The sequence below is a fragment of the Alteromonas macleodii genome (genome assembly GCF_903772925.1).
GTDB classification, from domain to species: Bacteria; Pseudomonadota; Gammaproteobacteria; order Enterobacterales; family Alteromonadaceae; genus Alteromonas; species Alteromonas macleodii_A.
The window spans coordinates 1,733,451-1,756,541 of record NZ_LR812090.1 but is presented as its reverse complement, the minus strand read 5'-3'; the positions used below and the strand labels follow the sequence as shown (position 1 = coordinate 1,756,541).

18 protein-coding genes are annotated in these 23,091 nt (G+C 45.1%); 10 read left to right on the top strand and 8 right to left on the bottom strand.

Going from position 1 to position 23,091, the window contains the following annotated elements; all coding sequences use genetic code 11:
• Positions 1–141: 141 nt before the first annotated feature.
• The 4 genes from xthA to PCAR9_RS07660 all read left to right on the top strand — a co-directional run bounded on the left by xthA (position 142) and on the right by PCAR9_RS07660 (position 4,362).
• Positions 142–951 (top strand): exodeoxyribonuclease III, encoded by an 810-nt coding sequence (xthA, locus tag PCAR9_RS07675; protein WP_179983088.1) that lies wholly within the window; start codon positions 142–144, stop codon positions 949–951.
• A gap of 42 nt (positions 952–993) precedes the next feature.
• A complete protein-coding gene (locus PCAR9_RS07670; RefSeq protein WP_179983087.1) occupies positions 994–1,635 on the top strand; it encodes an energy-coupling factor ABC transporter permease in 642 nt (213 codons plus the stop codon).
• Between the two features lie 112 nt (positions 1,636–1,747).
• Positions 1,748–2,923 carry an FIST signal transduction protein gene (locus PCAR9_RS07665; protein WP_179983086.1) on the top strand — a complete coding sequence of 392 codons (1,176 nt, stop codon included), beginning with the start codon at positions 1,748–1,750 and terminating at the stop codon, positions 2,921–2,923.
• Positions 2,920–4,362, top strand: coding sequence for an ATP-binding protein (locus PCAR9_RS07660; protein WP_179983085.1), 1,443 nt, complete (start codon positions 2,920–2,922; stop codon positions 4,360–4,362). The genes PCAR9_RS07665 and PCAR9_RS07660 overlap by 4 nt, the downstream gene beginning before the upstream one ends.
• Before the next feature lie 23 nt (positions 4,363–4,385).
• Here the strand turns inward: PCAR9_RS07660 and PCAR9_RS07655 are convergent, their stop codons facing one another.
• Both PCAR9_RS07655 and PCAR9_RS07650 read right to left on the bottom strand, forming a co-directional pair.
• Positions 4,386–4,949: a phosphoribosyltransferase gene (locus tag PCAR9_RS07655; RefSeq protein WP_118489551.1), complete on the bottom strand. Its 564-nt coding sequence runs from the start codon at positions 4,947–4,949 to the stop codon at positions 4,386–4,388.
• Between the two features lie 77 nt (positions 4,950–5,026).
• Positions 5,027–6,412: an FtsX-like permease family protein gene (locus tag PCAR9_RS07650; RefSeq protein WP_179983084.1), complete on the bottom strand. Its 1,386-nt coding sequence runs from the start codon at positions 6,410–6,412 to the stop codon at positions 5,027–5,029.
• Between the two features lie 190 nt (positions 6,413–6,602).
• Here PCAR9_RS07650 and PCAR9_RS07645 point away from each other — a divergent pair, with 190 nt between their 5' ends.
• The 4 genes from PCAR9_RS07645 (at position 6,603) to PCAR9_RS07630 (ending at position 13,158) form a co-directional block, all read left to right on the top strand.
• Positions 6,603–7,205 carry a PilZ domain-containing protein gene (locus PCAR9_RS07645; protein WP_179983083.1) on the top strand — a complete coding sequence of 201 codons (603 nt, stop codon included), beginning with the start codon at positions 6,603–6,605 and terminating at the stop codon, positions 7,203–7,205.
• Between the two features lie 58 nt (positions 7,206–7,263).
• Positions 7,264–10,761, top strand: a complete 3,498-nt coding sequence (gene mfd / locus PCAR9_RS07640) for a transcription-repair coupling factor (protein ID WP_179983082.1) — start codon at positions 7,264–7,266, stop codon at positions 10,759–10,761.
• Position 10,762: 1 nt separating this feature from the next.
• Positions 10,763–12,502, top strand: coding sequence for a CsiV family protein (locus PCAR9_RS07635; RefSeq protein WP_179983081.1), 1,740 nt, complete (start codon positions 10,763–10,765; stop codon positions 12,500–12,502).
• A gap of 140 nt (positions 12,503–12,642) precedes the next feature.
• Complete coding sequence (locus PCAR9_RS07630; protein ID WP_179983080.1) at positions 12,643–13,158, top strand: cob(I)yrinic acid a,c-diamide adenosyltransferase; 516 nt, start codon at positions 12,643–12,645, stop codon at positions 13,156–13,158.
• A gap of 121 nt (positions 13,159–13,279) precedes the next feature.
• Here the strand turns inward: PCAR9_RS07630 and nagZ are convergent, their stop codons facing one another.
• A complete protein-coding gene (gene nagZ / locus PCAR9_RS07625; RefSeq protein WP_179985178.1) occupies positions 13,280–14,290 on the bottom strand; it encodes a beta-N-acetylhexosaminidase in 1,011 nt (336 codons plus the stop codon).
• A gap of 98 nt (positions 14,291–14,388) precedes the next feature.
• Here nagZ and PCAR9_RS07620 point away from each other — a divergent pair, with 98 nt between their 5' ends.
• Positions 14,389–16,857: a penicillin acylase family protein gene (locus PCAR9_RS07620; RefSeq protein ID WP_179983079.1), complete on the top strand. Its 2,469-nt coding sequence runs from the start codon at positions 14,389–14,391 to the stop codon at positions 16,855–16,857.
• A complete protein-coding gene (gene ybaK / locus PCAR9_RS07615; RefSeq protein WP_179983078.1) occupies positions 16,854–17,324 on the top strand; it encodes a Cys-tRNA(Pro) deacylase in 471 nt (156 codons plus the stop codon). Before PCAR9_RS07620 ends, ybaK begins: the two co-directional genes overlap by 4 nt.
• Positions 17,325–17,384: 60 nt before the next feature.
• Here ybaK and PCAR9_RS07610 read toward each other — a convergent pair whose 3' ends face one another.
• From PCAR9_RS07610 to pheS, 5 genes are all read right to left on the bottom strand, one after another.
• Positions 17,385–17,978 (bottom strand): hypothetical protein, encoded by a 594-nt coding sequence (locus PCAR9_RS07610; RefSeq protein WP_179983077.1) that lies wholly within the window; start codon positions 17,976–17,978, stop codon positions 17,385–17,387.
• Positions 17,979–18,475: 497 nt separating this feature from the next.
• Positions 18,476–19,021: a hypothetical protein gene (locus PCAR9_RS07605; RefSeq protein WP_179983076.1), complete on the bottom strand. Its 546-nt coding sequence runs from the start codon at positions 19,019–19,021 to the stop codon at positions 18,476–18,478.
• A 115-nt stretch (positions 19,022–19,136) separates the two neighbouring features.
• On the bottom strand, positions 19,137–19,436 hold the full coding sequence (ihfA, locus tag PCAR9_RS07600; RefSeq protein ID WP_012518129.1) for an integration host factor subunit alpha: 300 nt from the start codon (positions 19,434–19,436) through the stop codon (positions 19,137–19,139).
• Between the two features lie 3 nt (positions 19,437–19,439).
• Positions 19,440–21,827, bottom strand: a complete 2,388-nt coding sequence (gene pheT / locus PCAR9_RS07595) for a phenylalanine--tRNA ligase subunit beta (protein ID WP_179983075.1) — start codon at positions 21,825–21,827, stop codon at positions 19,440–19,442.
• A gap of 14 nt (positions 21,828–21,841) precedes the next feature.
• Complete coding sequence (gene pheS / locus PCAR9_RS07590; protein WP_015066912.1) at positions 21,842–22,822, bottom strand: phenylalanine--tRNA ligase subunit alpha; 981 nt, start codon at positions 22,820–22,822, stop codon at positions 21,842–21,844.
• Positions 22,823–23,091: the final 269 nt, after the last annotated feature.

Sequence of the window (23,091 nt, the reverse complement as noted above, 5' to 3'; positions counted from 1 at the left end):
GCGACGATCAAGCTTCCTAGCTATAAATAAACTTAATCCAGCCAATCGACTGAATGCATTAATATATCGGTAGTTCTTCGTTAAGCGCTTGCTGAGTTTCTGATAGAATCAACGTAACCTCGAAACAACAAAAATATAAATATGAAAGTAATCTCATTTAATATAAACGGCATACGCGCCCGCTTGCACCAACTACAAGCGGTTATTGACGCTCACCAACCAGACATTATTGGCTTGCAAGAAATTAAAGTTCACAACGAGCAGTTTCCAGTAGAAGCAGTGGAAGCCATGGGCTACCACGTTTATTTTCACGGGCAAAAAAGTCACTACGGCGTAGCGTTTTTAGCAAAGAAAGAAGCCCTTTCTGTTTCTATGGGTTTCCCTACCGACGAGGAAGATGCCCAGCGTAGAATGATCATCTTGAAAACCACTGATGAAGCTGGCGAACCTCTAACTATCCTTAACGGCTATTTCCCTCAAGGTGAAAACGAGAAACACGAAACGAAATACCCTGCTAAGCGCAAGTTTTATAAAGATTTAATGACGTATTTAAACGAGAACCACACCCCTGATGAAAACGTCGTTGTGATGGGCGATGTGAACATCTCTCATACAGATTTAGACATTGGCATTGGTGAAGAAAACAAAAAGCGCTGGTTGAGGACAGGCAAGTGTAGCTTTTTACCGGAAGAGCGTGAATGGTTGAACACACTTATCGATTGGGGTTTTGAGGATAGCTTTAGAACACTTAACCCTGAAGCTAATGACAAGTTTTCGTGGTTCGATTATCGCTCAAAAGGTTTTAATGACAACCGAGGCCTTCGCATAGACCTGATACTGGCTACAAAAACTCTGCATTCACGTCTGCACGATGCTGGCATTGATTATGAATTAAGAGGCATTGAAAAGCCGTCCGACCACGCTCCAATTTGGGCTGAATACAAAAAGTAGTTGGCCGTTAGCGTATAAAGTAGCCCCATATAAGGAGTACCAGTGAGTTCATTACAGTTGTTGGCATTGCTAATCTATGGCGCGTTTTTGTTAGGCGCGGCTAAGCACATCGACTTTACTCACTTTGCTCGCAATAAACAGCAGCAACACCTTATGTTCGGCACTGCTGCCTCTCTATTTGTGCTTTGGTTGTTTAAAGCGGGAATTTTTGAAGGCTTAGATGTTCATTTTCTAGGCCTTTCTGTACTCACCCTCATGTTGGGCTTTAGAAATGCAATTATTGCCTCTTTTATCGCGCTTCTGGGGGCAAACCTGATAGGTTACGGCACGTGGGAAAACTTCGGTGTTAATGGTCTGCTTGGAACTATTTTACCAATTGGAACAACTTACCTTTTCTACATGCTGTCTTTCCACCGTATACCCAGACAGCTGTTTGTATATATTTTTGTGTGTGCCTTTTTTCCTGCCGCACTGTCAATTGCTTTGAAAACATTATCATTGGGCGCCTTTTACTTTTATGAAGGTACATACACATGGGACATCGTTTTCGATAACTATATTTTACTCATTCCGCTATTGGTGTTTCCAGAAGCGCTTTTGAACGGAATGGCGATCACCCTACTCGTTATTTACCAGCCAACGTGGGTGTACACCTTCCACGACAAGTTCTATCTCGACAACTGATCTTTTTACCTTCTTTCGTCACTTCACTTATTTAACTTATTAAACTAAAAGTTAATAAGCTTTTCTTGATTTCAATCTATCATTACAGTGTGAAGTTGAGTGGTAGAGCTAGATGAATATTCAAACATTCGCCTTACAATGCGGCAGTACTGCGAGCGTAACATCGCAACTGGAAAATATTTTGTCCGATACAAGGCCTTCATTACTCATTGGTTACGGTAACACCGACTTACCTCTTGAAACGCTTGCATCGACCATTAACGATACAGCGCTACCATTTTTTATCTCTAGTTCTTGCTCAGGCGCGTTGCTTTGCGATAACAACATAGCCTCGCCCACTTGTGACTTAGCTTTGTTCTGCATTAACGATGAGAATGGGGCATTCGGTGTAGGCAGCGCAGATATAACTGATTGCAGCCCATTTAAAGCGGGAGCAACATCCTTGCAGAAAGCATTAGCAAACGCAGAGAGGCCATACGAAAGTCCAGCCCTTATCTGGTGCTCGCTCCCCCCTGGCAATGAAGAGAGAATACTCGAAGGTTTTGCCAGCGTAGTAGGAACAAAGGTCCCTATCTTCGGGGGCTCAATGGCAGATAATACTGTTTCAGGCAATTGGTGCACAGCAACAAAAACGTCCTCGGGGCCTCAAACCGTTGCCGTAGCCGTCTTGTACCCCTCAACACCTTTGGGCTTAAGCTATAGCTCTGGTTACAAACCAACTGAGACGGTATTTAAAGCCACTACAGCTCAAGGCCGACAACTTCAACAACTCGATAATGGTAAAGCCAGCACTATCTACAATAATGCGACTAATGGTCTAATTGCGGACCAGCTTAACGGCGGGCAAATATTAGGACTTACTTCATCAGCCCCTTTGGGCAAGCCAGTTGCGTTGGACAATGGTGCGGTTAACTATCTTCTCTGTCATCCCGACTCGGTAGACGAAGATGGTACTCTGAATGTTTTTTCCGAAGTACAGGAAGGCGAAGAGCTGGTTTTAATGGAAGGAAATATTACAAGCCTCACCTCTCGTGCAGAGCGTGTTATCAATAATGCAATCATGCTGCTTCCGGAAAACAAAACGCCCGTTGGCGTATTGATGATTTATTGCGCCGGATGCCGGTTAATGGTTGGCGATGAGATAAATGCGATGTTGAACTCATTACAAAAAACGTTTCCTTCGTTACCTATTTGTGGCCCATTTACGTTTGGCGAACAAGGGCGCTTTTTAGACGGCAAGAACAGGCACGGTAACCTTATGATATCAGCGGTAGTGTTTTCTCAATGAATAAAGATTACGAAAACGTTTTAGAAGATCTAGCCCTTGTTTACCGTTTGAAACAACAAGCTGAGGCTCATAAAAAAGAAAGCGATGCCTTGCTAGAGGGCACGCGAGTACTGCTTACCGCTGAGGATGAAGCAGACCTTTACAAAAAGATGTTTAGCGTCTTTAAGGGGCTTTACAACTACGAAGTATGCTTTGTGCTAGAGAATGAAAGCGCGGGAAAAATGAAATGTATCAATAGTACGCATGACGCTTTACTCAATACGGTTTGGGAGATAGACGACACCCTTTCTAGAGCGGTCAAAAGTGAACCCGTTGCATTGTTTAATGTTCAACAACAGCCTACTTGGCAACAGCACCTGCCATTATTTGAAACTCCAGTCACATCAGTACTCTATTGCCCGTTTAAAGTACATCAGCAGCAGGCCGTTATTGTGTTTTGCCATCAATCTCTGGGTTACTACACCCAAGAATACGTTGATATGGCAAATAGATACCGCACCTTTACCGAGCAAATGGCGATGGGGATGCAGGCCAAATTAATGACGCTGGAAACCGTAAGGCTGAAAGAAGAAAAAGCCAAAGTTGAAAAAAGCCTTATCGATTCTGAAAAAATGGCTTCTTTAGGGTTATTAGCAGCAGGTGTAGCTCACGAAATAAATAATCCGATAGCGTTTATCAATAGTAACATTCACTTTTTAAGAAACGTATTGCCCGCTTTATCTCAGATGCAGGACATAGTGCTGCAGTTGGCATCAAGCGCTAGCGATAAAGAAAGGTTAGAAATAGCGCAAAAAGCAATACTGTGGCAATCGCGCAATAAGATTGATTCACTAAGTGATGAAATTGCGGATATTTGTGGGGAATCCGAAGAAGGTTTAAACAGAGTCACTGACATAATCACCAGCCTTCGTTCTTTTTCTCATGACGCCGACATCCCTGATGACGAAACTATTAATGTAAATGACTGTATTGCGCATGCCTTAAGGTTAGTTAATAGCGAATTAAAGCACCGCATCAAAATACACCAGCGCTTGACCGAAGTCCCGCTAATTAAAGGTAAAACCGGAAAGTTAAATCAGGTGTTGGTAAACCTTTTTGTCAATGCTGCGCAAGCGATGGATGATGGAGACAAGCTAACCATCTCTTCCTTTGAAGAAGATAAGCACACTGTTATCACCATTAAAGACACAGGTTGTGGTATTGAAAAACACGCATTGCAGAAACTTTTCGAGCCGTTTTACACCACTAAGCCTACAGGTAAGGGAACTGGATTAGGTCTTTATATTTCTTTTTCTATCGTTGAGGCCATGGGCGGCACTATTTCCGTAGATAGCGAGGTTAACGTGGGCACTACATTTACGCTCTCGTTTCCAACGAATTTAGCCAATAAAAAAACCGCACAATCGTGCGGTTTAGATACGTTCGACAGCGATTCGTAATCGCTACAAAAGCTATATAGCTGTTATTTTTGGAATAAGATGTCCATAACGTCAGCTAACTCGCCCTTTCCTTCGCGGATCTCTTCTTCAGATAGACCTGCGATTTCGTGAGGAAACACTAGCCATTCATCACTTTCGTTTACGTAGTAATCTGGCACGATATCAGTAGTGTTGTTTTGAGGCTTATACCAAGGGCACGCAATACGAATGTCTTTTGGCATGTTCAAGCGCATAAGCTTGTTAATTTGCTTGATAAGCGCGTCAACACTTCGGCCTGAGTCAAAAACATCATCAACAATCAATAACTTGTCGTCAGCGTTGGCATTTTCAACTAAGTAGTGTAACCCGTGCACACGGATTTCTTTCGACTGCTTATTGATTCCATAGTAAGACGAAGTACGTACCGCGATATGGTCGGTTGACGTATCTTTAAATTCAAAGAATTCTTGAACTGCGATACCAATTGGAGCACCACCACGCCAAATACCAATAATAAAGTCAGGGCGGAAGCCGTCTTCATACACCTTTGCCGCTAAGCGAAAGGAATCCTGTAGAAGCGATTGCGAGGTGATAAAATTCTTGTTCATGACGTCTCACTGAGCAAATTTTAAAAGACCGCGAGTATAGTGAATTTCACGGTCTTTTGCACGGTAAATTCAACTATTTATTCGTTTTGAAGGGCCTGAGACGGTGCAATTTTCATCGCTTTGCGCGCAGGATAAACGCTGGCTAAAACGCACAACAATAACGACAGCAAAGTAATGCTGATAATTTGCACTACGTCCATATCAATGGGCAGCCCTCTTCCGTCAGCCGCTAGCGCTAACGGTGAACCTATTGCTTCCAGAATATTATTTAGCTGAAGGCTTATAAAGACACCCAAGATAAGCCCAAAACCTGCTCCTTTTATGCCATTAAATAAGCCATTAAATACAAAAATCCACATTACCGTACTGGGCAACATGCCTTGAGTTTGAAGTACCGCAATATCGCCCTGCTTTTCGGTGACCACCATTACCAGTGCAGACACTATGTTAAATGCAGCTACAGCGATAATAAGTAGCAACATGAGTGTCATCATGTTCTTTTCCATTTTTACAGCATCAAACAGCGGCCCTTGGCGCTCCCGCCACGTTCTAATATTATTTACAGAGACACCCACCCTATCTGTTAACTCATTAACCACCGCTTGGTAGTTGAACGCATCATCCAGAAAGAGACGCAATGATTGTTTACTGCCTTTGGGGTCTCTCATTAAGCGATTCACATCATCAAGGTTCATGTACATTACCTTGTCATCCATTTGCGAGCCCATATCGAAGACACCCACTACAGTCACAAGCCTCTGACTTGGCATTCTTCCAAACGGAGTATAAACACTGGCCCCGGCAACCATAACTCGAAGCCTGTCGCCCACACGCGCTTCAAGCTTTATAGCCAACGAACGCCCAATAATAGCGGCGAAACTACCTTTCGTTAGGTCGCTAAATCGGCCTTGCTCCATGTGGTTTGCAACTAAGGTGTGTTCAAGCATCACATCTGGCTGAACACCGTGAACCTGCACGCCACGTAAATCTGAGCGCGACTGCACTACGGCTTCAGCTTCTCTGTAATCCATACTGGCAACCACGCCTTCGATGGGTGTCATGCTAATTTCATTTTGGGTGGGTGTCTTTGCAACTTCTTTTTGGGTGGGTGTCTTGCTAAGACTATTTTGCATCTTTAACGTGGGTGTCTTGCTTAGGTTGCCCGACTTTTGTTCGTTTGGCGTGGGTGTCTCTGCAACTTCTTTTTGGTTGGGTGTCTTGCTTAGGCTGTTGCTTGCAATGGGTGTCTTTGTAATTTCGATATGCGGGACTATGCCTAGTATGCGCTGTTTTAACTGCCCTTCTAGGCCGTTCATAACTGATACGACAATAATAAGCGCCATCAAGCCTAGCGCGATGCCGGCCACTGAAAATCGGTTTATAAATGAGACAAAACTGGTTTGGCTTGCTTTGTTAGACTTGGCATAACGATAAGCAATGAATGCAGAAAGAGGATAAAACATAGCGCCTTGCTTTTCAGTAATACGGTAATCTGCCTCACATTTAGCTATGCTTAATGAATAAATAATTCAGATAAGTAGCCCAAAGGCGAGATGACGGGTTAACCCCAAAATAGTAAAGTGGGTATACTACGTGGTCGGTATACTACTTATAAGTTACTAGCGGCACAAGAAATAGTGGCAGAGGAATGATGTGAGCGAACTTAGCCTAGAACAAAAAAAAGCCCAATTCGATGAGTATTTTTCTATTGCGCACAGCATAAATGCGAATGTGCGCCCGTTAGGTGAAGACGAAAAAGTCCCTGATGAGGAAAATCTTGAAGACTCAATGCCCTATGCATTTCGTATTGCCAGTGAAATGGCCGCTTTAGAAGCGCAGGCGATCAGACCTCTAAGAAATCTAGGCGATCATGCTGAAACCTTGGCCGAATACTTGAATCATCAGTCGCGAAAAATTGACCTGATGATGTCTTTTGTATTGCATCAACAAGATGAGCCCGAATACCGTTTCAAAACCGTAAAGCTTGGTGGTGGTGGCGTAATTATCGAATCATCCGATTCGCTAGACGTAGGTACTAGAGCAGAACTAAAGCTTTTTCTTGATGCCGAAGCTGCAGCAATTTTTTGTTTTGGTGAAGTAATTACTTGCGAGCAAGTTGAAGATAGTTACCATATCGCCTTTATTTTTAATACCATTCGAGAGCAAGACCAGGAGCTTTTAGTTCGCGCTAGTTTGCATATTCAAACACAGCAACTAAGAAAACGGGCGAAAGAAAAAAAAGCGGGATCTGAATAGCCCCTAACAACAGTATATAAGCCGTAAAACTTATCTTGCACTTAAAAAACAGGACGTCATGACAGCCACTTTATTATCGCTTCCATTACCTGCGCCTAAAAAAGAAGCCTCATCACAAGATCACAAACACTGGGGCCAGCTTCAAGGTAGCAGCGCCGCGCTATGTATTAGCCAAACGCTAAACCAATACAAAGGCCCTATTGTATTAATCACCGCCGATACGCCATCGGCAATGAAGCTTGAAAAAGAAATAGCATTTTTCCTAAGCGATAATCAAAAAAATACGCCCATTACCCTGTTTCCAGATTGGGAAACATTGCCATACGATTCCTTTTCGCCTCACCAAGATATTGTTTCGCAAAGATTAGAAACTTTGTTTCGCTTTACCCAACAAGTCGAAGGCGTTTTTATTGTTCCTGTTAACACGCTAATGCAGCGCCTTGCGCCTACCGACTATTTAGCACAGTACCTACTAATGCTAAATAAAGGCGATACATTAGACAGAGACCAATTCAGGCGCAACCTAGAGCAAGCTGGCTATCTTCACGTTAGCCAGGTGATGAGCCATAGCGAATTCTCGGTACGCGGCAGCATTATCGACCTGTTCCCAATGGGTAGCGACCAGCCGTTTCGAATAGACTTATTCGACGATGAAATCGACTCTATTCGCTATTTCGATACAGAAACCCAGCGCTCTGGCGAAGCGGTAAATAAAATTCGCCTGCTGCCCGCTCGTGAATTCCCAACAGATAAAGAAGCGATAACCCTTTTTCGCCAGCAATTTTTAGAAAAATTCGACGCCAACAACGCCTCTGAAAGCGTCTTTTCTCAAGTAAGTAAAGGCACCATGCCAAGTGGCGTGGAATATTACTTGCCCTTATTTTTCAAACAAACCGCGACTTTGTTCGACTACCTACACCCGAAAAGCCTGCTGTTACTTCACGGCGACGTGCAAGACGCCAGCGAGTTCTTCTGGGCCGACGTGCAAGAACGTTACGAGCAGTATCGCTATAACTTAGCTCGCCCGTTACTTGCGCCAGATGAACTGTTTTTGCCCATTAACGAGCTATTCGGTGCTATTAAACAGTGGCCTCGTGCGTCACTTTCCAGCAAGGTACTTGAAGAAAAACATGGTTCTACCAACCTTCAGTGCGAAAAACTTGATGACATTGCGATTAACTCGCAGAAAAAAGTACCTGCTGAACGACTTATTAAAACCGTAAATCAAGCCACTGACAACGGGGCTAAAGTACTGTTTTGTGCTGAAACCCAAGGCCGCCGAGAGGGTTTGATTACTGTACTTGCCAAAGCAGGCATAAAACCAAAAATTGTTGATAGCTTTAGCGACTTCATCGCAAGCCACGATACTATTGGTATCACGGTGGGTATGGTTGATAACAGCTTTCGCTGGCAAACCCAGGAAGGTGAACTGTTATTTATTACGGAAACGGAATTATTAGGCCAAAAAGTAAGCCAGCGTCGTTTACGCGATAAGCGCACCGCCACCGATGAAAGTGCTATTATTCGCAACTTGGCCGAACTTTCTATTGGTCAACCTGTAGTGCATTTAGATCACGGCGTGGGCCGTTACTTAGGCTTACAAACGCTAGATGCGGGCGGCGTTGCCACCGAATACTTGTGTATTGAGTACGCCAAGCAGTCTAAGCTTTATGTGCCCGTAGCATCACTTCACTTGATATCTCGCTATACCGGCGGAGACGCAGACAGCGCGCCAGTTAGTGCTTTAGGCTCTGACGCATGGACAAAGGCCAAGCAAAAAGCCGCTGAAAAAGTACGCGACGTAGCCGCCGAGCTTTTAGATGTATACGCACGCCGTGCAGCCAAGCCAGGTTTTGCCTACAAAATTAATTGGGACGACTACCAAGCGTTCTCAGACAGCTTTCCTTTTGAAGAAACGCCCGACCAAGCCCAAGCCATTGCTGCGGTTATGCACGATATGGGCAGTCCTTCAGCAATGGACCGCTTAGTATGTGGTGACGTAGGCTTTGGTAAAACAGAAGTTGCTATGCGCGCGGCATTCCTTGCCGCCAATGCTGGTAAACAGGTGGCCATACTAGTACCTACTACCCTGCTCGCGCAGCAACACTATGAGAACTTTAAAGATCGCTTTGCGGCTTGGCCGTTTGAAATTGAAGTAATGAGCCGCTTTGTAAGCGGTAAAGCGCAAAAATCTGTGGTTGAGCGCATTGGCGAAGGCAAAGTCGATATCGTGGTAGGCACACATAAATTGCTATCTAGCGATATAAAATACAAAGACTTGGGCCTTGTGATCATCGATGAAGAACACCGCTTTGGCGTGCGTCAAAAAGAGAAGCTCAAGTCACTGCGTGCGGATGTAGATATTCTAACCCTTACCGCTACGCCTATTCCACGTACGCTTAACATGGCGCTATCTGGCATGCGCGACTTATCGATTATTGCTACAGCGCCGGCCCGTCGTTTATCAATTAAGACCTTTGTGCAGCAGCGAAACAAAGCCGTTATTCGCGAAGCCATCATGCGTGAAATTTTGCGTGGTGGTCAGGTTTACTTCCTTCACAATGAAGTGGAAAGCATTGCTCGCACGGTGGAGGAAATTGCGGAAATTGTTCCCGAAGCTCGTATTGCAATGGGCCACGGTCAAATGCGCGAGCGCGAATTAGAAGGCGTTATGAGCGACTTCTACCACCAGCGCTACAACGTGCTCGTATGTACCACTATCATTGAAACCGGTATCGACGTACCAAGCGCGAACACTATTATTATGGATAGAGCCGATCATTTAGGCTTAGCGCAGCTTCATCAGCTTCGTGGCCGCGTGGGGCGTTCACACCACCAAGCCTATGCTTACCTGTTAACACCGCATCCAAAGCGCATGACCAAAGATGCAGTGAAGCGCTTAGAAGCCATATCTCAACTTGAAGATTTAGGTGCAGGTTTCGCCCTTGCTACCCACGACTTGGAAATTCGTGGTGCTGGTGAGCTTTTAGGTGACGACCAATCAGGGCAAATAGCCAGCATTGGATTTAGCCTGTATATGGATATGCTCGATAAAGCGGTTAATGCCCTTAAAGAGGGTCGTGAGCCATCACTAGACGATGCAACATCAGGGCACACTGAGGTAGAACTGCGTATTCCTGCTCTATTACCTGAAGATTATATTGCCGACGTCAACACCCGCCTATCGCTATACAAACGTTTGGCAAGCTGTACTAACCAAGACGATATTGACGAATTCCAGGTAGAGTGTATTGACCGTTTTGGTCTTTTACCAGAGCCTGCTAAAAACTTGATAGAAGTAGCTGAAATTAAACTAAAAGCCCAAGAGTTAGGCATTCTAAAAGTAGACTTGTCGGCGCAAGGCGGTACCATAGAGTTTAAAGAAAACACTAAGGTCGACCCAGGCTTCATTATCAGCTTGGTGCAAACCAAACCTAATACTTTCAAATTTGAAGGTAGCCAAAAACTGCGTTTGGTGAAAAAGACCGAAACAGCTAAAGAACGCATCGCGTTTATTAGCGATATTATTGCCGATTTTGCAAAGGAGTCGCGATAACATGAAGTTATCTCGCTGGTGCCCGTTAGTCGCATCAATAAGCGCCGTATTTTTAACAACAATTTCAACCACAGCTTACGCCAACGATAACTGGTGGTTCGATGTGGAAGTGATTGCGTTTAAGCGCAACGTGGCACTGACTGAGTTAGAAGAGCAGTTTTCGCTAGCCGACAACTTAAACGCCCCTCGCGCTCAGGCAGACATCATCAGCGATGTAATTGCACCCGATATCAGCTATTTAAAACAGGGCTTAGCCGTTTGCGGAAAAGCCTCTACAATAAAATGGCCAAACGAAACCTTATTTGATATTCCGTCAAAAGATGTGGACTTTTTGTCGCTATCAACGCAAGAAAGCGAGCAAAGCGCAAATTCGTACACTGATGTGCCATCAAGCTCGAACACTAACGACGCTGGCAGTGCCTATAACAACACCACTGGCCACGCTGCAAATGCTAATAAGCAAGCAAACGACGCGTATACTTCAAACCAAGGTAACCTGGCTTATTCATCGGCGGGTTATACCGAAAACCTTGGCTATGTAAATGAAGAAGTTGCAGGTAACGCACCAGATGCAACAACTATCGCTAGCTACTGGACATCGTTTTTTGGGGTAAAACAAACTACGCCCGTTACTGTTCCCAAGTTTAAATATTGCGAAGAAGCAAAGCCTTGGCTTAGCGCAGAAATTACCACTGTACTAAACGTTGTAGCCTCGACAGAGAGCGACGTTAACAACGAGGCAATGACAAGCGCTATTTCAAATAAAACAGGGGTAATTCAGTCTGCACTGAAGCCGGCTATTGTTTGGAAGGTCAACAAGCCAGACAACAGAATGCCCGCCCCTGCAAGCCTACCCATAGTGGTTGAAGGGCACGACTGGCCACTAGCCTCAAAAGCTCACCTGCTTACCAGTGAGCAACAAGCGCTATCATCTATCTCGCGCCAAATTCGCTCGAACCGACAGTTAGAACGCTTATTTCATGCTACCTGGCGGCAACCCGTTATGTTCGGCAAAAACAATGCTTTTGATGTTCGACTCTACGGCGGTCAAAACTATTCGCAGCAGTTCGATTTAAATGGCGACATGCTAGAGCAAGAAAGCCACACAGCACTTGTTGAATCTGCCAACACTCAGACAGAATTTGGCTATGACGCAACCGCAAATTTAAATAGTGACGAGAGTAATGCAAACTCGCTTGGCACCAGTCAGGCTGCATCCCCTCTTACAGACAGCGCAGCCGCCAACGAGTTTTCGTTGAACGAAAGTAGTGCAACCGCTCAAAGCGTAACCGAAATAGCCACCACTTCAGATATTTTTGCTGATATCGACCGCCGGTTATCGAACCCACAAGCGATAAAGTATGAAGCGTTTAAAGCGCTAGATACCGCCATAATTGTAGAGCAAGGCGACGACAATGCACTAGACCCATCACTTAGAACCCCCATCTGGGAAATTGACGGCACAATAAAAGTATTCCTTAAATACATCAACCGCGTGCCGTATCTTCACGTAGATGGTGAGATGTTCTACCGCCAGCCAGTGCCGTTAAGTTACTTTAGTAGTGAAGAAAGTAACGCCGCATCAGCTGACCAAGCAACACCAACCGAATACAAATTGGTGTCAGTTCCTTTAGCCGAACAACGACGGGTGATCAGTACTCAGCTGCACTACTTCGACCACCCGCTTTTTGGGTTTGTGGTTCAGGTGCGTCGTTACAACCGCCCTAACATTAGCGAGTAGCTCTTTTCGCGCCCGCTACAGCATTGGCGCGTCTAGCTTTGCTAGTCGTTAGTTGCTAGTTGCTAGTTGCTAGTTTTGCCGCATTTAATAGCTAGCGTATAAAAGCAATACAAGAAATGAGTTGAGAGAATAAGGTTTTTATGAAAATTTACACTCGCACTGGCGATAAAGGCAGTACGCAGATTTATGCCGACAAAGCCGTACGTGTTGATAAAGACGATTTGGTAGTTCAAAGCTACGGTGACATGGACGAACTTAATAGCCATATTGGCTTGCTAGCCGCTCATGTTGCTGACGAACATCAGCCTATGCTGCACGATATTCAGCGTAACCTGTTCCAAGCCGGCTTTGCCATCTCTGCAAGCTCTACATTAAAACAAGCCGACGTTGAAAGCTTAGAAAGCCTGATAGACACCATTACAAGTAAAATGCCGCCCAATACCTCATTTGTACTGCCCGGCGGTTGTAAGGCTGCTGCGCAGGCCCATGTATGTCGTGCTGTATGCCGCCGTGCTGAACGGGCAGTTATCAGCCTTTCTAAACATTACGACGTACCCGAAGTAGTACATGCGTATTTAAACCGCTTAAGCGACTTCCTTTTCACCTTTGCGCGCTTTATGAATGTAGAAGCAGGTATAAAGGAAACCGCGGTATAAAGGGCCGCTATCAATTAGCCGGCGCAAAACTAGTTATAGATTCAGTTACGTAGCCAGCGCCCAAACTGGCAAAATCTAAGCAAGTAAAATAAACAAGCAAAAAACGGTAGGATTAAAAAACCTACCGTTCACTTAATTGCTTTACTAACTCAACGGCACTGTCGTACTTATCATTCAGCCCTGCAGGCATAACCCGCCCGTAAAGCGCCATAACCCGCTCTTGCTTCTGTGAATCGCCCTCACTTAAGTTAGAAAAGCGAGCTTCTAATCCATCCAGAATGCTCTCTGCCCCTTTTGGATTATTGCAAGCAAGGACCATGTCGCAGCCAGCATCTAGCGCCGCTTCAGCGCGCTCCACATAGCTTCCGGCAACGCTCGCGCCATGCATAGATAAATCGTCAGAAAATACAGCGCCACTAAAGCCCAAATCACGCTTGAGCACATCTTGTAGCCATTTCGGTGAAAACCCTGCTGGCTTATCGCACACCTGGTTATAAATAACATGGGCAGGCATAACGCCATCAAGCATAGCGCGCTCAACTAAGCGCTCAAACACCACCATATCAGTACTTCGTATAGCATCGAAATCACGCTCATCTACCGGTAATGCAATATGTGAGTCGGGGGCAACACTGCCATGCCCAGGAAAATGCTTTCCAATAGCGGGCATATTGACGGTTTTTAACCCTTGTATAAGGTGGGTAGCAAGACGTATCACCTCTTTTGCATTATCAGCAAATGCTCTATCGCCAATAACCTTAGATACACCGTTAATATCAAGCACAGGCGCAAAACTAAAATCGATATCTAGGGTTTTAAGCTCATGTGCCAACACAAGTCCACACGCCTTAGCATACGCTGCACTCTCATCCTGATGTTCTGACTGCTTTAAAATATTGCCCATAGCAGGTATTGCAGTGAAACCTTCACGGAAGCGCTGAACGCGGCCGCCTTCGTGATCAACTGCTATCAGTACGGGGCGTTTCGCATAGCGTCTTATATCTTGAACAAGCGCAGAAAGCTGGCGTTTGTCATGATAATTACGGCTAAATAAAATTACGCCCCCTACCACTGGGTGAGCTAACTTTTCCTTTTCTTCAGGCGCAAGTTCTTCAGCCTGACAATCCAACATTAATGGTCCCACAGCACCGCCTTTGTATGTGTCATAAAACATCACTTCAATTTTGCTAGTTCTGTGGTTAGGATAGAGAAAAACAAGGAATTTTACACGTGATAAATTGGTTCAAGTGGTTGGTTTTAAGTGTTTTAACACTGCTTCTAATAGCGGCTTTGGGACTATATATATCGCTTCGGCTAAGCTTACCCGCGCTTGATGGCAATAGTGCTACCTATCACGTAAACGCCCCCACCGAGTTAAGCCGCGACGGCTTAGGTCACGCTGTCATTAATGCCGACGATATTTTCGATGCTGCCTATGCGCTAGGCTTTGCTCACGCACAAGACCGTTTTTTTCAAATGGATTTACAACGTCGCGCCGCTTCGGGGAGTTTGTCGCAATGGGTGGGCGATGTAGCTCTAGACATTGATAAAAAAGCCCGCTTTCACCAATTTGAAAAACGCGCAAAAGCCGTTTTCAAAAGCCTGCCTTCAAACCAGCAGGAGGTGTTAGTACGCTACGCTCACGGCGTAAATGACGCACTAGATGAATACACCTTGCCGCCCTTTGAGTACCTCGCAGCAGGCGTTGACATAAAACAATGGCAGCCCACCGACAGTATTCTCGTTATTTACAGTATGTATATAGACTTACAGGGCACCCAAGTAGAACTAGATTTAGCAAGAGAGGCACTACTTTCAACTTTCGGAAATGATATATATAACTTTATTACCCAGCCAAGTAATTATCAAGCAGCGTTAGACGCCAGCGAAATCCCGTTACTTGAAGCTGAAATACCAGACTACCCTGCTTCCCTTCGTACCCTTACCAATCAGCAGAACAATGAAAGCGAGCAAAGCGCGGAGCCCAGCACCCAAAAGAGCAGCGAACAAAACACAAAACAAGGCTCAGATACTTCTACCTCTACCACTTCTACATCAACTACTACAAACGCGAAAACTACAAGCAATAGCAAAAACAACAACACAGCTATTGCTCGGGCTCAATATAACGGCACTGAACTACCTGATATTGGCAGCAACAATTGGGCGGTTACTGGAAGTCACACAGCAACAGGTGCAGGCCTTTTAGCGAACGACATGCACTTAGGATTACGAGTTCCGATCATCTGGTATCGCGCCCAGCTTAACTACCAAGAGTCGGGTAGCAAGGTGCAAATAACTGGCGTGTCTTTACCAGGCATTCCTGGAATAGTGGTGGGTACCAACGGTTATATTGCGTGGGGGTTCACTAACGCAAACTTAGACAACGTAGATTGGATAGCGCTAGATAATACAACGCCCACTAACACGGTGACAGAGCGTATTCCCCTCCCCGACGGTGAGCATGAGTTCACATTTGAAGTAAGTGAGTACGGCCCTGTAAAAGAACTTAACGGCAAACGTTACGCGCTGAACTGGGTTGCACACCATCCATTTGCTGCTAATTTGGGTATCATAAATTTCGGCGCCGCGAAGGATGTTCAAAAAGCTATTAATATAGGCAAGCGCATTGCCATTCCAACACAGAACTTAGTTATTGTAGATAAAACCGGCAATGCCGCGTGGCTTCCTGGCGGCGCGGTTATGAATAGGCAAACGGCGTCGTTCAACGCTATAAAACAGCAAGACGCGACGGTACCTGAGCGTGCTGCAAAACTGCCTATGTTGTTGAACCCTGAAATGGGAAGAATTTGGACAGCCAATGCCAGAGTAATTTCAGCTGACGACTTTAAAGTATGGGGCGACGGTGGCTATGCCCTAGGTGCCCGGGGGCAACAAATAAGAGACAGACTTTTTGAAAAAGACACCTTCAGTGAAACCGACTTTTACGCTATTCAGCTAGATAATCACGCCCGCTTTTTAATTCCATGGCAGCACCTGTTATACGGCTTGCTGAATATGCAAGATATTGAGTTCAAACCAGACCTTGCTTATTTAAACGCGTGGAAAGAATGCGCGTGTGAAGACTCAGTTGGCTACACTCTAGTTAAGCACTTTAGGCGCGAGGTAATACAAACACTTTTTGGTGGCATACTTTCACACTTAGACCAACAAGGCGTAAACAGCCGTACTCTGCTTAGAGGTATTGAACCTGCCACCTGGCAGCTTATTCATAGCCAGCCTGACTCGTGGTTACCTGCCGACACTGAAAGTTTCGACGAGTTATTGGTAGACGCTTACAGACGCGCTAAACACAAATTACTAGATAAGTATTCTCCGGTAGAAGCTGACATGGAAACCTTAGCCTGGGGTAAGGTCAATGCTTTATCAGTAGAGCACCCTTTCGCTAGTCAAATTCCCTTAGTTGGAAGCATGTTAAATATGCAGCAAGTAGAAGGCTTCGGCGATACCTACATGCCTGCAGTTCAAGCGCCTAGCTTCGGTGCATCGGAACGGTTCTTTGTAAGCCCTGGCCATTTGGAAGATGCCATTTTGACCTTACCTGGTGGGCAGAGCGGACACCCGCTGTCAGATTTTTTTACAGCAGGCTTTAACGACTATGCCACCCACGCGGCCACGCCCCTGCTACCCGGCGAACCTATTCACAGTCGAACATTCTATAAAAAAGAGGTTGAATGACACCTGCAATCACACTACTTACCAAAAAGCGTATAGCGCATAAGGTACTAAAGTATGACCACGATGCAAGCGCGGCATCCTATGGGCTAGAAGCGGTTGAAAAGCTAAACCTTAACGCCGATACCGTATTTAAAACCTTAGTGGTTAGTACAGACAACAATAAACTGGCTGTTGCTGTAGTACCCGTTAATACCAAGCTAAGCGAAAAGAAAATGGCAAAAGCCTTAGGTGTAAAAAAGGTAGAAATGGCTCAGGCAAACGCGGTAATGGTTGCCACAGGCTACGTATTAGGTGGGGTAAGCCCGTTGGGCCAGAAAAAGCGGTTAGCCAGCGTAATTCACAAAAGCGCCGAAAGCCTTGCTACTATGCACGTAAGCGCAGGAAAGCGAGGGTTAGAAGTGGCCCTTTCTCCGGCGGATTTGGCTTTGCTGACAAGCGCTAAATTTGCAGATATTTCTGTAAGTTAACTTAGCGCAATCCAATATATCGTTTGCTACGATAGCAAAAACTCGCAATGCAGCTTTTGGTTATGCGACTGCCGCCATTATATTCTTAAGGTTTTCGATTGGTTTGAGCCTTTTTTTAATCAGCACATCGTCGTTTATCTTTAGGATAATACCTTTCAGTAAATCAGTAGTATTTTCTATGTGCGAGAGTGACTTAAGGTGCTCTATGTCTTCGGAAATCTTACGCCCTTTTAGCGATAGGCGCTTTTCTGATCTACCTTTTGCCAAGTCACTTTGAAGGTAATTCGCTATCTTTTTTGCTGATTTTTCATCTTCAGACAATGAGTGAATGTAGTACTTCATCATGCTTGGAACAAAGTCTGTAGTTGCACCAATTTCCATTGTCGCTAAATTTAGAATATCGATTAAATGCGCTGGTAAACGCCCTTCCACTGGCTTTCGCTTTGCTTCATATTGACGTTTAACCGCAGGTGTTGATTGATGAGGTAATACAGTCACGTTTTCACACTTATCACATACCCCCACCAAAACCTTTTTAACTACACCCGTACCATCACTGAAAGGAACATCTCTAAGTTGAAATGTCGCATTTTCAAATGATTGGCAATTGCTGCATGCCGCTTTCTGCGACTCGCCTACTTTGAAAATTTTCATATCTTTTCCTCAATGATGGACGCTAATAAAAACGCTATTCGGCTCTACGAAATACCATTTAACATACCAATTATGACCGGCTAGTCTTTTCTTAATTACGTGTACTGTAATACTGCTATCAAAATGATGAGGGCTGGAAGAATAATCGCTTCCACGACTTCGACCTATAATTTCGGCAACTTCCTCAAGCGACACTTGCCCAATTGCCAATAGGTTTTTAACATCAATATCGTTTCTCTGCTCGTGGGAAACGTATCCTTTATTTAGACAGTCAATGATCTGCCGCTTTATTTCCTTGTAACCCACCCAGCACTCCGCATGCACGTAAAATGTACGCCAAATTGCGTACATTTTCAAATTAAGCTTTCAATCAGTTTATAGTATGAAAAGTAGGAAGAGGTATGAAGCTGGGCTGTGGTATGGGTTTCAGGTGAGTGTGTAAGTGCAGTGCGAGCAATAGCCTAAGTTATAGCCTTAGACATTGCCTTAGACATTGCCTAATTGGCCGCCTGCGCTAACCATTGCTTGCGTGCTTCTTCAAGCGCTGCTTCATCAGGCTGTTCGTTGCCCGAAATAGCTACGGCAATCTGCTGAATAATGTCATCGCGCTTTTTAATCAGCGCATCAGTGCGAGGGAATAGATCTTTAGCTTCAGGATACTGTTCTTTAAGCGCTTCTACATCTTCTAGCGCGTAATAGCGCGCTTCAAAAGCTTCGTTATACAGCTGTCGTTTGGCATTAAAAATTACGTAGTCTTTGGCGGTTTCTGAATTGAGGTAATCCATATCTTCTGACGCTAAATTAGCAGCCTGCCCTACTTCGCGGGCTTCTGCCATCCACGAATCTACAGCTTCAACATTCCCATTTTTAACAGCTTGCTTTACGCCTTGCTGCAAATCGCTGGCGTGAAGAATTTCCATCACGGTAATAAGCGGAACTTGTGCTGCGTCTTGGTCTCGTTTATCTGCATCTAGCGACAAATAGGCAAACCATGAAAAGGTAGCGGCAATAATAATAGCAAGAACGACAAGTGCTTTTTTCACACTTTCCTCCAAAGACATGCATATAGAAATCAGTGCGAATGCACTGCAAAAAAAAGAGGCAATACAAAAAGAGCGAGAGACCCCGCTCTTTTTCAGTATTGTAACGACCTAAAGACTATTGGTCGACAGGCTCTGAGTTTTCAACTCGGCTTTTCAGTTTTTGACCCGGGCGGAATGTCACCACGCGGCGCGCTTTAATTGGAATGTCTTCACCGGTTTTAGGATTACGGCCAGGACGTTCGTTTTTATCTCGCAAGTCAAAGTTACCAAAACCCGACAGTTTTACTTGCTCACCAGATTCCAGAGCGCCTTTAATCTCTTCGAAAAAAAGCTCTACCAGATCCTTCGCATCACGCTTGTTAATGCCTAGTTTCTCGAATAGGTGTTCAGCCATCTCGGCTTTGGTCAATGCCATAGTTTACTCTCTTAACGCGGCCCCAAACTCAGATTCCAGACCTTTAACCACAGTATCTACAGCTTGCTGAATTTCAGCTTCTTCCAAGGTTTTATCCGGATCTTGTAAATGAAGTGACAAAGCAAGGCTCTTATAGCCAGGCTCAATTCCCTTGCCTTTGTACTCATCGAACAAGTTTAGAGCAACTAGTTGATTTACGCCAATATTTTCTATGTAAGAAAGAACATTCCCTACACGCACTTCATCTTTAACCGTAATAGCAATATCACGGCGATTCGATGGGAAGCGCGATACTGGTACGGCTGACGGTAATTTACGATCGGTAATGGCATCTACCACTAGTTCGAACACAAATACGCGGCCGTTAACACCAAGCAATTTAGTAAACTGCGGGTGTATAGCACCAATATAGCCAACTTCTTCATCATTAAGCAAAATTTTTGCCGTCATACCAGGGTGTAACGCACTATGCTGCCCTGTAACGAACTGGAACTCACCGGTTTTACCCGTAAGTGCCAACAACGCCTCAACGTCTGCTTTCGCATCAAAGAAATCAACCGGGCTGTCGCCCAAGTCCCAATGTTCTTCATTACGACGCCCTGCTACTACACCACCAATTACTTGCTGTTGCAATACACCATTAGGCGCATCTTGTTGAGGAATAAAGCGTAATCCGGTTTCAAACATGCGAACACGTTGTTGCTGACGCTTCTGATTATAAGCAGTAGCACCTAGCAAACCCGGCCATAAACTTACGCGCATTACCGACATATCAGAAGAGATTGGGTGTGGTAACACCATGCCTTTCACGTCTGGGAATAATGCGTTTTGAATTTTAGGATCTACAAACGAGTAAGTAATCGCTTCATTGTAGCCACGGCTAAGTAGCAACGACTTCATTGTGTTTAGCGGAAGCTTAGCTTCTTGCGAAGGCAACATTGCCAACGTTGCTTTTGGTGCCACGTTTGGAATGTTGTTGTAGCCGTATACGCGAGCAATTTCTTCAATCAAATCTTCTTCAATTGAAATATCGAAACGATAACTTGGCGCAACTGCTTCCCAGCCGGCTTCAGTTTGCGTTACGTCTAAACCAAGGCGATTTAGCATTTCCGTTACTTTTGCATCGTCAATGCTAATGCCTAGTACGCGAGATAAACGTTCGCGACGAAGCGTAACCGTAGCCTGCTTAGGTAGCTTATCTTCAGCGACTGCTTCAACAACAGGGCCAGCTTCACCACCACAAATTTCTAGTACTAGTGCAGTAGCGCGCTCCATGGCTTTACGCTGAAGCTGTGGATCTACACCACGCTCGTAACGGTGCGATGCATCGGTATGTAAACCGTACTGACGAGCACGGCCCATAATCGCATCACGGCCAAAGAAAGCACTTTCAAGCAAAATGTCTTGAGTTTCAGTGGTTACTCCAGAGTGTAGGCCGCCGAAAATACCCGCCATTGCTAACGCTTTGTTGTCATCAGCAATAACCAAAGTATTGCTTTGCAGCTTAGCTTCGGTTTCGTCAAGTAGCGTAAGGGCTTCGCCTTCATTCGCCATACGCACGTTAATGTTGCCTTCAATGCTGGCAAGGTTAAACGCGTGCATCGGTTGGCCAAGCTCTAGCAATACAAAGTTAGTCACATCTACAATGGGGTCGATGCTGCGAATACCGCAACGACGTAGCTTTTCAACTAACCACAGCGGCGATGCTGCTTTTACGTTAACGCCTTTAACCACACGGCCTAAATAACGTGGGCATGCGTCATCCGCGCTTAACGTAATTGATAATTTATCTTCAATAGTTGCGTTTACCGCAGCTACTTCAGGCTCGCACACGTCAAGGTTATTAAGTACGCCAACTTCACGGGCAATACCGCGAATACCCAAACAGTCTGCGCGGTTTGGTGTTAGGTCTACTTCAATGGCGTTGTCATCAAGACCAAGGTAATTGCGAATGTCTTCGCCAATAGGTGCATCGGCTGGAAGCTCGATAATACCGTCGTGGTCGTCGCTAATACCTAGCTCAGAGAAGCTACACAGCATACCGAATGACGGCTCGCCGCGAAGCTTCGCTTTTTTAATTTTAAAGTCGCCAGGTAATACAGCGCCAACAACAGCAACTGCTACTTTAATGCCCTGACGGCAGTTAGGCGCACCACAAACGATATCAAGTAGCTCATCGCCACCTACGTTAATTTTCGTTACGCGCAGTTTGTCGGCGTTAGGGTGCTGACCGCACTCAACCACTTCACCTACTAGCACGCCTTTAAAGTCGCCTGCTACTGGCTCAACACCGTCTACTTCAAGGCCAGCCATGCTCAACTGTTCAGACAGCTCATGTGCCGACAGCGACGGGTTAACCCACTCTCTTAACCATTTTTCACTGAATTTCATGTGTACTCTCTGCCTTAGTTGAACTGCTTAAGGAAACGAAGATCGTTTTCAAAGAACGCGCGCAAGTCGTTAACACCGTAACGAAGCATAGTTAAGCGCTCTACGCCCATACCAAAGGCAAAACCTGTGTACTCTTCTGGGTCGATACCCACAGCTTTAAGTACATTTGGGTGCACCATGCCGCAGCCCAATACTTCAAGCCACTGGCCGTTTTTACCCATAACGTCTACTTCTGCTGAAGGCTCAGTAAACGGGAAATAAGACGGACGGAAGCGAATTTCTAGCGACTCTTCAAAGAAGTGATGTAAGAAATCATGCAAAATACCTTTAAGGTCGGTAAAGCTAACGTTTTTATCAACCATCAAACCTTCCACTTGGTGGAACATTGGCGTGTGGGTTTGATCGTAGTCGTTACGATAGACGCGCCCTGGCGAGATAATACGCAATGGCGGCTTTTCCGCTTCCATTGTGCGAATTTGAACACCAGAGGTTTGCGTACGAAGCATCATGTCTGGGTTGAAATAAAAGGTATCGTGATCGGCACGCGCTGGGTGATTCGCAGGAATGTTCAGCGCGTCGAAGTTGTGGAAACCGTCTTCAATTTCAGGGCCAGTCTTAACTGAAAAACCAAGCTCGCCAAAGAAAGATTCAATACGCGCAATCGTGCGGCTTACCGGATGCAAGTTTCCTGGCTTTTCAGTGCGACCAGGCAAAGTTACATCAATGGCTTCTTCTGCTAGCTTTTTGTTGAGCTCTTCAGTGCGTAAAAACTCACCTTTTGCAGAAATAGCTTGCTGAATAACCTGCTTAGCTTGGTTAATCTTCTGGCCTGCGGCAGGACGTTCTTCGTTCGATAACTTTCCAAGCCCTTTAAGTAAGTCGGTAAGTTTACCTTTCTTACCCATGAATTCGACCCTAACTTGGTCTAATGTGGCTGCATCTTGTGCAGCGTCAATCTGGCTTTGTGCCTGATTGATAATAGCGTCAAGCTCCATGTTTTCCTCAATTTACATGATGACTGCATGGCCAAAGCATAGGAAGAATTATTCTGTGCGCTAAGGCTTGCCTGAAATAAAAGCGGTAGTTTACACGAGTGACAGACATTACCGCTACCCTATATAGCTGATAATGGCGAAATTTTCGCTACATCTAAACGTTCATTGGGTTTATGAAGTTCGTGATTTTGTTTATTTCTCAATTAAAGCTGCTAATAGCGAAATAAATGTAGCCCATTTTTTAACCAGCCATTATTATTGCTTTTCGT

Coding starts and splice junctions, on each gene's coding strand:
- xthA (WP_179983088.1), top strand. CDS start 142: ATGAAAGTAATCTCATTTAATATAAACGGCATACGCGCCCGCTTGCAC.
- PCAR9_RS07665 (WP_179983086.1), top strand. CDS start 1,748: ATGAATATTCAAACATTCGCCTTACAATGCGGCAGTACTGCGAGCGTA.
- PCAR9_RS07660 (WP_179983085.1), top strand. CDS start 2,920: ATGAATAAAGATTACGAAAACGTTTTAGAAGATCTAGCCCTTGTTTAC.
- PCAR9_RS07655 (WP_118489551.1), bottom strand. CDS start 4,949: ATGAACAAGAATTTTATCACCTCGCAATCGCTTCTACAGGATTCCTTT.
- PCAR9_RS07650 (WP_179983084.1), bottom strand. CDS start 6,412: ATGTTTTATCCTCTTTCTGCATTCATTGCTTATCGTTATGCCAAGTCT.
- mfd (WP_179983082.1), top strand. CDS start 7,264: ATGACAGCCACTTTATTATCGCTTCCATTACCTGCGCCTAAAAAAGAA.
- PCAR9_RS07635 (WP_179983081.1), top strand. CDS start 10,763: ATGAAGTTATCTCGCTGGTGCCCGTTAGTCGCATCAATAAGCGCCGTA.
- PCAR9_RS07630 (WP_179983080.1), top strand. CDS start 12,643: ATGAAAATTTACACTCGCACTGGCGATAAAGGCAGTACGCAGATTTAT.
- nagZ (WP_179985178.1), bottom strand. CDS start 14,290: ATGTTGGATTGTCAGGCTGAAGAACTTGCGCCTGAAGAAAAGGAAAAG.
- ybaK (WP_179983078.1), top strand. CDS start 16,854: ATGACACCTGCAATCACACTACTTACCAAAAAGCGTATAGCGCATAAG.
- PCAR9_RS07610 (WP_179983077.1), bottom strand. CDS start 17,978: ATGAAAATTTTCAAAGTAGGCGAGTCGCAGAAAGCGGCATGCAGCAAT.
- ihfA (WP_012518129.1), bottom strand. CDS start 19,436: ATGGCATTGACCAAAGCCGAGATGGCTGAACACCTATTCGAGAAACTA.
- pheT (WP_179983075.1), bottom strand. CDS start 21,827: ATGAAATTCAGTGAAAAATGGTTAAGAGAGTGGGTTAACCCGTCGCTG.
- pheS (WP_015066912.1), bottom strand. CDS start 22,822: ATGGAGCTTGACGCTATTATCAATCAGGCACAAAGCCAGATTGACGCT.